Annotated in this window: 17 protein-coding genes; 9 read left to right on the plus strand and 8 right to left on the minus strand. The window is 62.0% G+C overall.

Translation table 11 applies throughout. The features are described 5' to 3' along the window. The first annotated feature begins 11 nt into the window (after positions 1 to 11). The 4 genes from FHT28_RS01140 to FHT28_RS01155 all read left to right on the plus strand — a co-directional run bounded on the left by FHT28_RS01140 (position 12) and on the right by FHT28_RS01155 (position 4,074). Positions 12 to 1,274, plus strand: a complete 1,263-nt coding sequence (locus tag FHT28_RS01140) for an NAD(P)/FAD-dependent oxidoreductase (protein WP_168595375.1) — start codon at positions 12 to 14, stop codon at positions 1,272 to 1,274. 191 nt (positions 1,275 to 1,465) lie between these two features. Continuing rightward, positions 1,466 to 2,563, plus strand: a complete 1,098-nt coding sequence (locus FHT28_RS01145; RefSeq protein WP_168595376.1) for a branched-chain amino acid aminotransferase — start codon at positions 1,466 to 1,468, stop codon at positions 2,561 to 2,563. A gap of 131 nt (positions 2,564 to 2,694) precedes the next feature. Next, entirely contained in the window at positions 2,695 to 2,955 is a 261-nt protein-coding gene (locus FHT28_RS36785; protein ID WP_348644965.1) for an NAD(P)-binding domain-containing protein, read from the plus strand. A 66-nt stretch (positions 2,956 to 3,021) separates the two neighbouring features. Next, on the plus strand, positions 3,022 to 4,074 hold the full coding sequence (locus FHT28_RS01155; RefSeq protein ID WP_168595377.1) for a nitronate monooxygenase: 1,053 nt from the start codon (positions 3,022 to 3,024) through the stop codon (positions 4,072 to 4,074). Positions 4,075 to 4,163: 89 nt separating this feature from the next. Here the strand turns inward: FHT28_RS01155 and FHT28_RS01160 are convergent, their stop codons facing one another. The 3 genes from FHT28_RS01160 to FHT28_RS01170 all read right to left on the minus strand — a co-directional run bounded on the left by FHT28_RS01160 (position 4,164) and on the right by FHT28_RS01170 (position 5,715). Next, positions 4,164 to 4,415: a DUF2312 domain-containing protein gene (locus tag FHT28_RS01160; RefSeq protein ID WP_015341059.1), complete on the minus strand. Its 252-nt coding sequence runs from the start codon at positions 4,413 to 4,415 to the stop codon at positions 4,164 to 4,166. Between the two features lie 171 nt (positions 4,416 to 4,586). Continuing rightward, positions 4,587 to 4,892 carry a DUF1244 domain-containing protein gene (locus tag FHT28_RS01165; RefSeq protein ID WP_037196416.1) on the minus strand — a complete coding sequence of 102 codons (306 nt, stop codon included), beginning with the start codon at positions 4,890 to 4,892 and terminating at the stop codon, positions 4,587 to 4,589. A gap of 28 nt (positions 4,893 to 4,920) precedes the next feature. Next, positions 4,921 to 5,715, minus strand: coding sequence for an N-formylglutamate amidohydrolase (locus FHT28_RS01170; protein WP_047638961.1), 795 nt, complete (start codon positions 5,713 to 5,715; stop codon positions 4,921 to 4,923). 202 nt (positions 5,716 to 5,917) lie between these two features. On the opposite strand from FHT28_RS01170, the gene FHT28_RS01175 reads away from it, so the two are divergent. The 4 genes from FHT28_RS01175 (at position 5,918) to FHT28_RS01190 (ending at position 9,637) form a co-directional block, all read left to right on the plus strand. Next, positions 5,918 to 6,406 (plus strand): DUF1036 domain-containing protein, encoded by a 489-nt coding sequence (locus FHT28_RS01175; protein WP_037196594.1) that lies wholly within the window; start codon positions 5,918 to 5,920, stop codon positions 6,404 to 6,406. After that, positions 6,406 to 7,845, plus strand: coding sequence for a pyruvate kinase (pyk, locus tag FHT28_RS01180; RefSeq protein WP_047638960.1), 1,440 nt, complete (start codon positions 6,406 to 6,408; stop codon positions 7,843 to 7,845). The genes FHT28_RS01175 and pyk overlap by 1 nt, the downstream gene beginning before the upstream one ends. Positions 7,846 to 7,974: 129 nt before the next feature. Beyond that, entirely contained in the window at positions 7,975 to 8,856 is an 882-nt protein-coding gene (locus FHT28_RS01185) for an NAD(P)-dependent oxidoreductase (RefSeq protein ID WP_092573446.1), read from the plus strand. Between the two features lie 145 nt (positions 8,857 to 9,001). Beyond that, positions 9,002 to 9,637: a LysE family translocator gene (locus FHT28_RS01190; protein ID WP_037196421.1), complete on the plus strand. Its 636-nt coding sequence runs from the start codon at positions 9,002 to 9,004 to the stop codon at positions 9,635 to 9,637. Between the two features lie 4 nt (positions 9,638 to 9,641). Here FHT28_RS01190 and FHT28_RS01195 read toward each other — a convergent pair whose 3' ends face one another. The 4 genes from FHT28_RS01195 to FHT28_RS01210 all read right to left on the minus strand — a co-directional run bounded on the left by FHT28_RS01195 (position 9,642) and on the right by FHT28_RS01210 (position 12,072). Then, on the minus strand, positions 9,642 to 10,613 hold the full coding sequence (locus FHT28_RS01195; RefSeq protein WP_037196595.1) for a threonine/serine dehydratase: 972 nt from the start codon (positions 10,611 to 10,613) through the stop codon (positions 9,642 to 9,644). A gap of 90 nt (positions 10,614 to 10,703) precedes the next feature. Continuing rightward, positions 10,704 to 11,276 (minus strand): DUF4865 family protein, encoded by a 573-nt coding sequence (locus FHT28_RS01200; RefSeq protein WP_168595378.1) that lies wholly within the window; start codon positions 11,274 to 11,276, stop codon positions 10,704 to 10,706. Positions 11,277 to 11,278: 2 nt separating this feature from the next. Then, positions 11,279 to 11,674: a cupin domain-containing protein gene (locus FHT28_RS01205; RefSeq protein ID WP_168595379.1), complete on the minus strand. Its 396-nt coding sequence runs from the start codon at positions 11,672 to 11,674 to the stop codon at positions 11,279 to 11,281. Positions 11,675 to 11,679: 5 nt separating this feature from the next. Further along, positions 11,680 to 12,072, minus strand: coding sequence for a tautomerase family protein (locus tag FHT28_RS01210; RefSeq protein ID WP_168595380.1), 393 nt, complete (start codon positions 12,070 to 12,072; stop codon positions 11,680 to 11,682). 114 nt (positions 12,073 to 12,186) lie between these two features. Between FHT28_RS01210 and FHT28_RS01215 the strand changes: the two genes are divergently transcribed. Then, the gene (locus FHT28_RS01215) at positions 12,187 to 13,140 is read left to right on the plus strand and encodes a LysR substrate-binding domain-containing protein (protein WP_168595381.1); all 954 of its coding nucleotides are present in this window, start codon (positions 12,187 to 12,189) and stop codon (positions 13,138 to 13,140) included. Here FHT28_RS01215 and FHT28_RS01220 read toward each other — a convergent pair. After that, the gene (locus FHT28_RS01220) at positions 13,106 to 14,146 is read right to left on the minus strand and encodes an alpha/beta hydrolase (RefSeq protein ID WP_052224184.1); all 1,041 of its coding nucleotides are present in this window, start codon (positions 14,144 to 14,146) and stop codon (positions 13,106 to 13,108) included. The two genes, FHT28_RS01215 and FHT28_RS01220, sit on opposite strands and share 35 nt — an antisense overlap. Positions 14,147 to 14,170: the final 24 nt, after the last annotated feature.

Consider the following 14,170-nt stretch of genomic DNA (forward strand, 5'->3'; position numbering starts at 1 on the left):
AAGGAAATGGAATGCCCATCGAATCCTGGCGGGGTGGCGATGTCGACGTTGCCATTATCGGCGCAGGCGCCGCCGGCGTGGGAGCTGCCCGGCGGCTGCAATCGCTTCGCCCCGACCTTTCGATCGTGCTGCTCGAAGCCTCCGATCGTGTCGGCGGTCGCGCGCGAACGATCCATCCCTTCGGCGCTGAAGGAGCAGGGCTCGATCTCGGCTGCGGCTGGCTGCACGGCGCGCGTACCAATCCCTGGACAAAGATTACCGAGGAGATCGGCCTGACGGTCGATCGCACGCCGGCACCCTGGAGTGATGGCAGCCGGCAGCTGGAAGGCAAGGAGCCCGGAGTGAAGGCAGCGGCAGAGGCCGTTGCCGAATTCTTCGAACGGGTCGATGCCTATAAAGGCGTTGCCGACGCGGATCTCTCGACCATGCTCGCGCCTGATGATCCGTGGATCGAGCGGCTTTATGCGGTCGGCGCGTTTATGACCGGGGCGGAACTGCCCAAGTCTTCGGTGATCGATCTCGGACGCTACGATCCCGGCCCCGGCCCCGATTGGCGCGTGCGGCAGGGCTACGGCACGCTTGTGGCCACCTATGGCCTACCAGTGCCGACCATTCTCGGCGTAGAAGTCAGCCGTATCGACCACAGCGGCGCTGGCCATGTCGTGCTTTCGACGGGCAAGGGCGAGCTGAAGGCGAGGGCTGCTATCGTGGCTGTCTCCACCAATGTCCTGGCCGCCGAGCAGATCGATTTCTGGCCGCCGCTTCCGGAGAAGATCGAAGCGGCCTCGCGCCTGCCTCTCGGATTGGCGGACAAGCTTTTCATTCATGTGTCCGAACCAGAGATGTTTCCCGAGGATACACATGTCATGGGGTCGCGGGAGAGCCGGCGCACGGGTGCTTATCAGTTGAGGCCGTTCGGCGCGCCCGTCATCGAAGCCTATTTTGCCGCCGATCTCGCGCTTGATCTCGAACGAGAGGGCATGGAAGCCGCCTTCGCCTTCTCGGTGGAGCAGTTGAAGCGCGTTTTCGGCGCGGATGTCGGTGCCAAACTATCGCCTCTCGTCATGTCAGCCTGGGCGAGCGAACCCTTTGTCGGCGGTTCCTATTCCTATGCGACACCCGGTGCTTCGGATCTGCGCGGCGTTCTGGCCGCGCCCTGCAACGATCGTCTGTTCTTTGCCGGGGAGGCCTGCTCGCGGACGCGATATTCGACCGCGCACGGCGCCTATGAAAGTGGGGTTGTCGCGGCCGAAGCGGTCGCGAAAGCATTGTGATCCCCGCTTGATAGAAGGGGTAAGGTGCTTCGGAGCGAAAAATAACGATTCGTCTCGCAAATTTATGCGAAGCGCTCTTAAACTTGCGCGGCAACAGGCGTAAACGCAATCAAATACCACCCGATTTGGTTTAGGTTTTCTCTCGGGAGATGGGCGGCGAAAGTCGCGACAAATGAAGCATTGGAGGAGCCATGAGTAACGGCGACGCATTAACGTTCGACATTCAGAAAAATCCAAGCCCAGCAACGGCTAGCGAGCGGGAGATCCTGCTGCAGAATCCGGGCTTTGGACGCATATTCACCGATCACATGGCGACGATCCGCTATTCGCAGGATCGCGGTTGGCACAGCGCCAAGATCGAGCCGCGCAAGGCGCTGGCTCTCGATCCCGCGACCGTGGTGCTTCACTATGCGCAGGAAATCTTCGAAGGCATGAAGGCCTACCATCTGCCCGATGGCGGAGCGGCACTTTTCCGCCCCAGCGCCAACGCGCGACGTTTCCACAATTCGGCCGAGCGGCTGGCCATGCCGACCTTGCCCGAGGATCTGTTCGTCGAATCCGTGCGTGAGCTGGTCAAGATCGATCGTGACTGGATCCCGACCGCCGAGGGCGCGTCGCTCTATCTCCGGCCATTCATGATCGGCTCGGAGGCCGCGCTCGGCACAAGGCCCGCGACCGACTATCTCTATTGCGTCATTGCCTCCCCGGTCGCCTCTTATTTCAAGGGCGGCGCGTCGGCTGTCACGCTTTGGCTTTCCGAGAATTTCACCCGTGCGGCCCCTGGCGGCACCGGTGCTGCCAAGTGCGGCGGCAACTACGCCGCAAGCCTTTCCGCGCTCGCCGAAGGCCAGCGTGAAGGGTGCGAGCAGGTCGTCTTCCTCGATGCTGTCGAAAAGCGCTGGATCGAAGAGCTCGGCGGCATGAACATCTTCTTCGTCTTCGACGATGGTTCGCTGCAGACGCCGCCGCTGACCGGCACGATCCTGCCGGGCATTACGCGCGACTCGCTGATCAAGCTCGGTCGCGACATGGGCCTGACCGTTCGCGAGGAGCCTTATGCCATCGATCAATGGCAGGCGGATGCCGAGAGCGGGCGCCTGCGCGAAGCCTTTGCCTGCGGTACGGCAGCGGTGGTGACGCCGATCGGCAAGCTGAAGGGCCGCAGTCACGGCTTCACCATCGGCGACGGCAATGCCGGCCCTGTAACGCTGCGCCTGAAGGCGGCACTGACGGACATCCAGTTCGGTCGGGCGCCTGACAAGCATGAGTGGCTGGACCGGCTGTTCTGAGCTGCCGGAGTAGCCGCATGATCCGTGCCGAGCTCTGAGCAGGCCCTGGATCGATACTCGGCGGGAGAAGGAATTCCGCCGAGCCCTGACATGTGAGACCGCATAGGCCCCGAAACATCGGAGTCGCTACGGTGACCAACGCAAGCGAACATCCCGGCGCCGAGCGAGGCGAGGGGAGCGGCTTTGTCGGTCTCGGCGTCATGGGCCAGCCGATGGCACTCAATCTTGCAGGGGCCGGGACGAGGCTCGCCGTGTGGAACCGCTCGCCGGCGGCGGCCGATCCGCTGCGGGCAGCAGGCGCGGCTGTGGTGGCAAGTGTCGAGCTCGGCAACGGCCGGCTCGATATGATGTCCGTGTTCGAGGCCCGCATCGCGGTACTTGGCCGCTCCTAACAAACCGCCGCGCGATGCCTATGTTGGATTGAGACTCAAACGGGCATAGCTGAAAGGAAGACGGACATGTCTGCTCCTGTGGACAGCAATCTTTTTCACAAACTCGGATTGAAGCATCCGCTGATCGTCGCGCCGATGGCGGGCGGTCCTTCGTCGCCGGAACTCGTCGCGGCCGCTTCCGCTGCGGGCGCGCTTGGGGCCATGGGAGGCGCTTATTACAACGCGGCAGCCATCGAGGCATTTGCCGCCCAGGTGCGCCATCAAACCGACAAACCGTTCGCCATCAACCTGTTCATTCCTCATTCAATACCCGAAGTCGGCGCGGATCAGGTCGAGCGAGCGGCAGCTGCGACGGCGCACTATCGCGCGGAGCTGGAGCTGCCTGCGCCGCAGCTTAGCGCCCCTTACGAAGAGGATTTCGACGCGCAGTTCGAAGCCGTGCTGCGGGTAAAGCCTGCATGTTTCAGCTTCGTCTTCGGATTGCTATCTGCCGATCATGTCCGGGAGGCAAGGAAGGCCGGGATTCCGCTGATTGGCACTGCGACGACGCTCGCGGAGGCGAGGGCGCTCGAAGACAGCGGCGTCGACGCGATCACGCTGCAGGGCTTCGAGGCCGGTGGACATCGGGGCATATTCGATGCCCATGCCCCGGACCCAGAAATCGGGCTTCGCGACCTTCTGGCACAAAGCGTTGGAAAGATCCGCGTGCCGCTGATCGCAGCCGGCGGCATCATGACGGCGGGCGATATCCGCGTGGCCCTGCAGGCGGGGGCGCAAGCGGTGCAGATGGGCACCGCCTTCCTTACCTGCATGGAAGCCGGAACATCGGCGCCCTATCGCGCCCGACTTCTGGAAACATCGGAGCGCAGGACGCGGACGACACGCGCCTTTTCCGGTCGTTTTGCCCGCGGCCTTGAAAATCGCTTCATGAATGAAATGGAGACGAAGGGCGCAGCCATTCTCCCCTTTCCGGCGCAGAACAAGTTCACGCGGGATATTCGGGGCGCATCGACGGCGAAAGGATCGGCCGACTTCCTGTCCCTCTGGGCCGGAACCGGCAAGGGCGATCTTTGGCAGGGAAGCACTGCCGCGCTGATCGACCGTCTTTTTGCGCAGTGATGCCGTATTTCGCGATCTGTATGCCTAAAAAGCATTGGAGCCGGCAAGCCGGCTCCAAAATCATATCACCAGGCTGAAACCAGCCCTGATCATTCCATGCCGAGTGCGGCCATGTAGGTCTGCAGGATCGATTCTTCCTCCAGCCGCTCGTTCGCGTCCTTCTTGCGAAGGCGGATGATGGTGCGGATCGCCTTGGTGTCGTAGCCGCGTCCCTTGGCTTCGCCCATCACATCCTTGATGTCCGAGCCGATCGCGGCCTTTTCTTCTTCCAGGCGTTCGATCCGTTCGATGAATTGACGCAGTTCCGCCGCGGCCACGTTCTCGACGCTGTTCTCTTCCATGCACTTCTCCTAAAGGGTCCTAAAGGGTCGCTCGAAGCCGGTCGCGAATGGGATCGGTAGGTCACCGATAGGGCACTTCGCTTCAGGGCTTGCGCGGGATTTCGAATTCGATAGGGCAGTTGAACTGCCGCGAATGGAGCTGAAGGTCAAGCCGTCTTGGCCAAAGCGGCGTTATTCTTTCGGCTTGTTCTGCTCAAAAGCTGATTTTTGCACAGCCGAGGCTTCGTTTTGATGCAGCTTTTTCCAGTCCTCATAAGGCATGCCGTAGACCATCTCGCGCGACTCGTCCTTGCTGACGGGAAGGCCCGCTTCCTCGGCCGCTTCGCGGTACCAGTTGGAGAGGCAATTGCGGCAGAAGCCGGCGAGGTTCATCAGGTCGATATTCTGAACGTCGCTGCGTTCGCGCAAGTGCGCCACGAGGTGGCGGAAGGCGGCGGCTTCGAGTTCCGTCTGCTGTTCCTTGGTGAGTGCGCTCATCTCTTTTCTCCTCGATTCGCCCGCTGCGTCATGCCTCGTAAGGACCAGTGCGCGACTGATATCGCTTGTATTCGTGCAGCGCCGGATCGGCATTCATCTCGGCAAAGATCGGTGACAGCCGATCCGCCCATTCGACGATACCGGCCTCATCGCCGATCAGATCCTGGCGGACCTCCAGCAAAGCATGCGGAATACCGGTCATCATGCAATGGCGGAACATGGTATCGTTCCGCAATGCGCCGTCGTAGGGTTCGTTGTCGCCAATAACGAGATTGGTATCGGCGCCGAGCTTTGCAAGAAGCGGGGTGACGGCGCGATCGTCGCTGTCCCAGAGCACGCTCGCATGCCAGGGTCTCGCGACACCCTTCCAGGCGGGTGTGAAGGAATGCATCGACAGCACCAGCGGTGCCTTGCCGGTCGCCTCGGCCACCGACGCGATCGTCTCGTCGACGGCGCGGTGATAGGGCCGATGGAAAGCCTCGATGCGGTAGTTCCATTCTTCATCCGTGATCGGATGATTGCCTGGAATGATCGCGCCGTCGGAGATTTTCATGATCAGGGTCGGGTCGTCCTCACCGCGGTTCGGATCGATCAGCAGGCGGGAAAAGCCGCCGAGTACGCCCGGTACGTCCAGCCTGCGACAGAGATGACGGCAAAGACCCTCGATGCCGATGTCATAGGCTATGTGTCGGGAAAACGCGGTTTCCGGCAATCCCAGGCGGCCATAGCGCGCGGGCAGATGCCGCATGGCATGATCGCCGAGAATGACCATGCCTTTGTCACGATTGCCGGATATGAATTCAAAAGACTTGAAATCGGTCATGAAGATTGTCGTTTATTATATTTTCAACTCTTTGTTTGATTGCATGCGCGGATGGAAGGTGCAAGGTTCGCGGCTTCGATCGGATGAAGAGGGCGCAGGGTGCCGTCACCATCCCGTGAAGAAAATATAATCGATTAGAGTTGCGTTGACATTCATGGGATGGCGGCGCAAGAAGACGCAACAACGAATAACCGGGAGCCAATTGGAAGCCGTGTCCAGCCAAGTAGCGCCACGTTTCGTTAAGCGGTCAGGGCCGCTCGCCCGAATCGCGTTTCTCATCCTCGCCGTCGCCGCGCCGTTTTTCTTTATGCCGAGTGCGGCTCATGCAGACTTCCGCGTTTGTAACGGTACGCAGAATCTCGTCGGTGTGGCGATCGGTTATCGCGCGAAGGAGGGCTGGGTGACCGAGGGATGGTGGCAGGTTCCGGCAACCACCTGCGCCACCTTGGTCGAAGGACCGCTTCAATCCCGCTATTATTACCTCTACGCAGAAGACGCGGCTCGCGGCGGTCGCTGGGTTGGCGACGTCGAAATGTGCGTAGCGGAAAATGAATTTAAAATCCCAGGTGTGAAGGACTGCTACGCTCGTGGCTACCAGAAGATGGGATTCAAGGAATACGACACGGGACGCCAGGCGAGCTGGATGGTTCAGCTCTCCGAGCCCCCGGGCAGCCAAGAAAGCCAGAACTGATGAGACGCAACCGAAAAGTCAAAATCCTCGCCACGCTCGGTCCGGCCTCTTCTTCCGAGGAGATGATCCAGAAGCTTCATGAGGCAGGCGCAGATCTATTCCGTATCAACATGAGCCATGCGAGCCATGACGTGATGCGCATGCTGATCCAGCGCATTCGCGCCGTAGAGAGCCGTTGCGGCCGTCCGATCGGCATTCTCGCTGACTTGCAGGGTCCCAAGCTACGCGTCGGCAAGTTTGCTGATGGCAAGGTCGACCTCACGCCCGGCCAGACCTTCACGCTCGACAATCAGGATACGCCCGGTGACAACACTCGCGTATTCCTTCCACACCCGGAAATCCTGGAATCGGTCCAGCCCGGCCATCGCCTGCTGATCGACGACGGCAAGCTGGCGCTGCGCGCTGAAAAATGCGACGGCAAGAGCATCGTCACGACCGTCATTTCCGGCACGAAGATTTCCGACCGCAAGGGCGTCAGCCTGCCCGATACGCTGCTTGGCGTCGGCGCTCTGACCGAGAAGGACCGTATCGACCTCGACGCTGTTCTCGCCACCAACGAAGTCGACTGGGTTGCCTTGTCGTTCATCCAACGCCCGGAAGACCTGACGGAAGTGCGCAAGATCTCGCATGGCCGCGTCGGCCTGATGTCGAAGATCGAAAAGCCGCAGGCTGTCGAGCGCATCGAGGAAATCATCGAGCTTTCGGACGCACTGATGGTGGCACGCGGCGACCTTGGCGTCGAAATGCCGCTCGAAGCCGTTCCGGGCATCCAGAAGCAGCTGATCCGCGCCTGCCGCCGCTCCGGCAAACCCGTCGTCGTCGCGACGCAGATGCTGGAATCCATGATCTCCTCGCCGGTTCCGACCCGCGCCGAAGTATCCGACGTTGCAACGGCCGTCTTCGAAGGTGCCGATGCCGTCATGCTCTCGGCCGAATCCGCATCCGGCGATTATCCTGTCGAAGCCGTGACGACGATGGCCTCCATCGCCCGCACCATCGAGCGCGAACCGCATTATCCGGGTATCATCTACGCCCAGCGCGCCCAGCCGGAAGCGACCGGCGCCGATGCGATCTCGCTCGCCGCCCGCCAGATCGCCGAAACGCTGAAGCTCGCCGCCATCGTCTGTTACACGTCGTCCGGCACCACCGGTTTGCGCGCCTCGCGCGAGCGCCCGCAGGTTCCGATTCTGGCGCTGTCGCCGATCATCCAGACTGCCCGCCGCCTCTCCGTGGTCTGGGGCATGCACTGCGTCGTCACCCATGACGCGACCGATCTCGACGATATGGTCAACAATGCCTGCCGCATCGTTGCCGAAGAAGGCTTCGGCAAGCCTGGCGACCGCATCATTATTTCGGCCGGCGTGCCGCTCGGCACGCCCGGCGCCACCAACATGCTGCGCATTGCCTATATCGGTTCGGACGGCCAGTCCGGCGTGTGATCGCCGGCATCCGATCACGGCAGCACCTGAAACATCCGAAACCCGCTGTCGCAAGACGGCGGGTTTTTTCTTGAAGCCAAATTGCCTGCAATCACCCCAAGGCAGGCGGATTGATAAGGAGATATGCCAATGAAAGTCGGATTTATCGGATTAGGGCAGATGGGCAGCGCCATGGCAGCCAATCTTTTGACGGCTGGCCATGAGGTGACGGTTTATAACCGCTCGCGGGACAAGGCCGAGGCTTTGGCCGGCGAAGGCGCGAAGGTCGCTGCGACGGTCGCGGATGCCTGTGGCGGAGAAGCCGTCTTTACGATGCTTGCCCACGACGATGCGCTCTCGGCCGTCGTTCATGGCGATGGTGGCGTGTTGGCGAACCTGGGCAAGGGAGCCGTCCATATCTCCGCAAGCACGATCAGCGTCGGCATGTCCGAGCGGCTGACGAAAGAACATGCCGCTGCCGGTCAGCGCTTTGTTGCCGCGCCGGTTTTCGGCAGGCCGGAAGCTGCAGCCGCGGCGAAATTGTTTGTTACCGCCGCCGGCTCACCCGATGCCATAGAGGTGGTCACGCCGCTTTTCGAGGCCATCGGCCAGCGCACCTTCGTTCTTGGCGAAGAGCCGAAGGCTGCCAATCTCGTCAAGCTCAGCGGCAATTTCCTCATCGCCTCGGTCATCGAGTCGCTTGGGGAGGCCATGGCGCTGGTCGAGAAGGGTGGCGTCGACAGGCATGCCTATCTCGATCTGCTGACGTCGACGCTGTTTAACGCGCCTGTCTACAAGACCTATGGCGGGCTGATCGCCGACCGCAAGTTCAAGCCCGCCGGCTTCACCGCGCCGCTCGGCCAGAAGGATATCCGGCTGGCATTGGCCGCTGGCGAGGCGCTGAATGTGCCGTTGCCGCTTGCGAGCCTGCTGCGCGACCGGTTCCTGACCTTGCTTGCCCATGGCGGCGAGGAGCTCGACTGGTCGGCGATCGGCGCGCTGGCTGCCAAGGATGCGGGATTGGTGGAGTAGTTAACGAGCTGAAGGCTACCGCCGTCGGTAGCCGAGTTTGTGGAGCGTGCAGTTGCAGGCGCGGCAGACTGAAAGTCTCTTTCAAGCACCCCCTTGATAAGGGCCGCACTACATGCAACCTTCCCCTCTTAAAGAGGAGGAGATCATGCATCTCACCACGCTGCTAGCCTTCGCCGCCGTCTCCTTCATCGGTATCGCGACGCCAGGCCCGACCGTGCTTCTGGCGCTGACGAACGGCACCCGGTTTGGGGTGCGACGCGCCTTGCCGGGCATGGTCGGTGCTGTTCTTTCCGACGCGGTTCTCATCAGCGCCGTCGCCGTAGGCCTCGGTGCATTGCTTGCGGCCTCGGAGTTTTGGTTTTCAACCCTGAAATGGGTCGGCGCGGCCTATCTCGCCTTTCTCGGCATCATGATGCTTCGCTCGAAGGGGACGATCGACGGGACCTTGCAGGCAAGTGCAAACCAGCCGAGAGGAACGGCCTTTGCGATCGGCATGAAGAGCTTCATGGTCGCGGTGACCAATCCCAAGGGCTATCTGTTCTTCTCGGCCTTCCTGCCGCAATTCATCGATCCTGCTGCGCCACAGATGCAGCAGTATATGATCCTTGGCGCCATCTTCGCCGCGCTCGATTTCGCGATCATGTTCGGCTATGCAGTTTTCGGCTCGCAGGCCGTACGGGTGCTGAAGTCGGAGGGAGCGAAGTGGCTCGAGCGCGCCTGTGGCGGCGCGCTTCTGGCTTTGGCCGGTTCGCTGGCGCTTTATCGCCGTGCTGTAAATTGAGGGTTTAGCGCCGGCTGAGAGCCGCCTCGAACACCTCGGTATCGACATTGCCGCCCGAGGTGACGGCGATTACGACATCGCCGTCGATATCCTTGCCATGGAAGAGGGCAGCGGCCAGCGCGACGGCGCCGCCTGGCTCCACGACGATCTTCAGGCGGGTGAAAGCAAGCGCCATGGCCTTTTGCGCTTCTTCGTCCGTGACGACAAGGCCGGCGCCGCAGAGGCGCTTCAGGATCGGAAAGGTGATATTGCCCGGCTGCGGCGTGATGATGGCGTCGCAGATCGAGCCTTGCAGCGCGGCGTTGCGCTCGATCTTGCCCGATGCCAGCGAGCGGGTGGTATCATCGAAATTCTCCGGTTCGCAGGGGCGGACCTTGAAGCTTGGCGCGCGGGATTCGAGTGCCAGAGCGATACCCGACGTCAAACCGCCGCCGCCGCAAGGGACGAGCACGCTCGCGACCTCGATGCCTTCCTCGGCGGCCTGCTCGGCGATTTCGAGACCGGTCGTTCCCTGGCCGGCGATGACCTGCGGTTCGTCGAAGGGCTTGATCAACGTCAGGCCGCGCTCCTTGGAGAGGCGTGCGCCGATTTCGTCCCGGTCTTCCTTGATCCGATCATAGAGCACGACCTCGGCGCCGAAGGCACGGGTATTGGCGATCTTCAGCCTGGGAGCATCCGTCGGCATGACGATGACGGCGGGAATGCCGTGCAGCCGTGCGGCCAGCGCCACACCCTGGGCATGGTTGCCGGACGAGAAGGCGATGACGCCCCTGGCGCGCACCGATGGCTCCAGTGCAGATACCGCCGACCAGCCGCCGCGAAACTTGAAGGATCCGGAATGCTGCAGGCATTCCGCCTTCACGAACAGTCGGCGTCCGGCGATCTCGTCGAGGAAAGGCGAGGAGAGAAGCGGCGTGCGCCGGGCGCGGCCGCCGAGACGAACGCGGGCGGCTTCGATCATTGCAATATCGACCATGGAGGGATCACTCTTCTGCTGTAAGAAAGACCCGCCATCCATAAAGCTCCCCGCTTCCCTTTGGAACAGGGAGATTGTCTCCGTGACACTTCAGCTCGCGCTTGGCAGGGAAAGATGGCCGACATTATAGGCCTGGACGCCCGGTCGCGATGCCTCCGCGGGCGGCTCGGCCAGCAGCCGGAAGCGCACCAGCGTCCAATGTGTCGGCTCGAAGGCGATGACCGAGGCGAGGGCGTTCCCCAGCGATATCGCCACAGAGGCCGCATCACTCTCTTGCTGGCGAAGCTCGGCAAGCGGCACGTGCGGTTTGATTGCGACCACCTCGCGCTTGGCGAAGCGGGCACTGCGAATGTCCGATGACGTATCGGCGCGCCAGACGACCCAGGTGTTTATCTGCGGCCGGCCGAAACTCTCGCTCACGGCCACGAAGCCCGGGCCGCAGATGAAGTCGCTCAGACCCTCTTCTTCTTGCCAGACATAGAAGGGCGCATAGAGATTTTCCCGGCTCGCCGTTACCGCATCGCCTCTCCTGGCGGTGAGATAGGCCTTGAATTTCAGGCCCGGCAGGTTGTCGAGCAAGGGGCCTTTGTCGCGGATACGGCGGTCGATGATCGCCATGTCGTAATCCGCGGGCAGGGAGAAGTTGTATTGCATGGCGATCATCGTCATTCCTCCAGCCAGGTCACGGCACTACCATCCTGCGCCGCCTGGATGCTGATATAGGCGAAGGTGCTTTCCGGTGCCGCACCGTGCCGATGGCGTTCGTTCGGCGCGAAGGTGATGCAATCGCCGGCGCGCAGTTCGTCAGCGGGACCGCCATGGCGTTCGGCGATCCCGACGCCGGACAGAACGTAAAGAATCTGTCCGTGCGGGTGCGTATGCCAGCGGGTCATGACGTCGGGTTCGATCGTGCAGCGCATCGCGGTCAGGCCGCCGTCCTCGCTGTTTTCGACCAGCATTTCCACCCAGAAGGGGGCGCTGGCAATGCCATCCGGCGAGCGTTGGACGACCGTGCCGGCGCGATGGATTGCGGGCGATTGGCTAGGCGTCGTCTGGTCCATCGTTGTCAAACCTGCTCGATCATCTGCGCGATGCCATCAGCAAAGGACAGATCCTCGCGCGTCGTGGATGTCACGGCAATCATGACGTCCTCGGGGCGAACACCTGGTGCGTCGCTGAGAAGTTCGACGAGCCGGCGATAGAAAGCCTTCTTGACCTCCGTGCTGCGCGGCTTGCCGATGGTTATATCGAAAAAGATGTAATCGGCCGAGCGCTGGCCGTTGACGAGATAGGTCCGGTCGAAGACCAGCTCGTGTGGCTCCAGCTGATGGATTGCCTGGAAGCGATCCGCGGGCGGTACGTCGAAGGTTTCGACCATGGCGCGGTGAAAATTATCGGACAGGGCCTTCAGATATTCGGGCGACTTGCCGCGGAGGAGGGTGATGCGGGTGAAAGGCATGGGATGGATGCTCCTGTTTCTGTGTCACTTGACGAGCACAGAATGCCATTAGATAATCATCCTTAAAATCAGATAATTTAGGACTTATGATCCCAAAAATATGGACGATTAGCCATGCGGAAGATCATCTTCGACCTCGACGTCCTGCGCAGCTTCGTCACTGGCATGGAGCTAGGCAGCTTCGCCAAGGCGGCAGACCGCCTTGGCCGCTCGACGTCGGCGATCAGCGCCCAGCTCAAGAAACTGGAGGAGCAGGCTGGCACGCCGATCTTTCGCAAGGCCGGGCGCGGGCTGGCGCTGACCGAGGCCGGCGAGACCATGCTTGCCTATGCACGACGGTTGCTGGACCTGAACGACGAGGCCGCGACGGCGATCCACGGCGCTGAACTGGAGGGCTGGGTGCGGCTCGGCCTGCAGGAGGATTTCGGCGAAACCCTGCTGCCTGATGTGCTTGGCCGCTTTGCGCGCGCCCATCCGAAGGTGCGCATCGAGGCGCGGGTAGTGCGCAATGCGGAACTCGTCGAACGGGTGACATCCGGCAAGCTCGATCTGGCGCTTGCATGGAGTGACGGCTTTCGCACCGCGCATTCGGATCGCATTGCCGAAGTGCCAATGTGCTGGGTCGGTCCGGTGCATGGTGCCGCGCATTGGCACACGGGCAGCGGCGAACCTCTGCCCCTCGCATCGCTCGAGGCGCCCTGTCTCTTGCGATCCATCGCCACGAAAATGCTTGACCGTGCCGGCATCGGCTGGCGGATTTCCTTTGTCAGCCCGAGCCTCGGAGGGCTTTGGGCGGCAACGGCGGCAGGCCTCGGCCTGACGATACGCACGCCACTCGGCCTGCCCGACAAGGTGAGGCAACTGTCCCCAGGCGAGGCCGGTTTGCCTCTGCTGCCCAAGCTCGATCTCGTGCTGCATCGTGCCGAGGCGGAGGCAAGCCCGGCGACGGATCGATTGGCGTCGATCATCCTGCAGGCGGTGCGGCAAACGGTTGAAGCCACGCCGCAGGGTCGAACCTTCGCGGATGCGCCGGTTACGATGTCGTCACGGCCTGAGACGGTGGGGTAGGTTCGCTCTTGAGGCGGGCGATGCGGATTTCCGCCTGCGCCGCCAATCTCTGCAGGTCGCGCGGCTGACCTGCCAGCCGCTCCATGGCGGCGATCGCGACATCCGTCGTCACGTAATCGGGTTTATGGCCGAGATTGCGGATGGTGATGAGCTCGGAGCCGGGGATATCGCGCGCCAGGCCGCGCGAATGCAGCTTCTCCAGGACGATATCGTCGCTATCACCGGTGATGATGATCGTGGGCGCCTTGATCTCGCGATAACGCGATGCGTGGGCGGAGACATAGCCGAAGAGATTGACGACGTCGGCCGCGTTGTTGCGGAAGGTTTGCGGGCGCAGCACCAGTTCCGGCGCGGTCTTCGCTATGTAGTCGGCCGGCCGCTCATTCGGGTGGAAGACGCTGAGCGTGCCGTTCTCGACACGGCGCAGGCCAATCGGGATGACGAACATGTGCGTGAAGAGCCAACCTAAGAAGGGCATGGCGGCGAGGGTATAGTACCAGTCGACGCCGCCTGGCCATGGATGAGTCGCGGGCGCCAGGAAGAGCAGGCCCTCGGTCTTCTCCGGGTGTCGCATGGCGAAAGCGGCGGCGATCGCGCCGCCGAAGGAATGGCCGATGATGATGGCGCTCTTGATGCCGCGTTTGTCCATGAGCCTTGCGATGGCATCGGCCTGACCGGAGGGCAGGGCGTTTTCCGCAGTCCCACGCTCGGAATAGCCATGGCCGGGCCGGTCGACGAACAGCATTTCCGCACGGCCCTTGAGTGGTGCGGCAAAAGCTTCGAACTGGTCGCGCAAGTTTCCGCTGGCGCCATGGATGAAAACCAGCGGCGGCAGATCCGATGTGGCCGGGCGCGGCACGTGCAGGGCATTCAAGCGGTAGCCGCCAACATCCGTAAGCTCGCCGATATTGGGATAGGCTCGCTCGATGGCACGCGTCTTGTAGGCGGAGAAGCCGGCGCCCAAGACAAGAAACACAGCAACGGTGGCAAACAGAGAATCGATCATTGCGGCACGCATCAAATATCGAAA

Source organism: Rhizobium sp. SG570 (assembly GCF_012275345.1).
In the GTDB taxonomy this organism is placed as follows: domain Bacteria; phylum Pseudomonadota; class Alphaproteobacteria; order Rhizobiales; family Rhizobiaceae; genus Rhizobium; species Rhizobium lusitanum.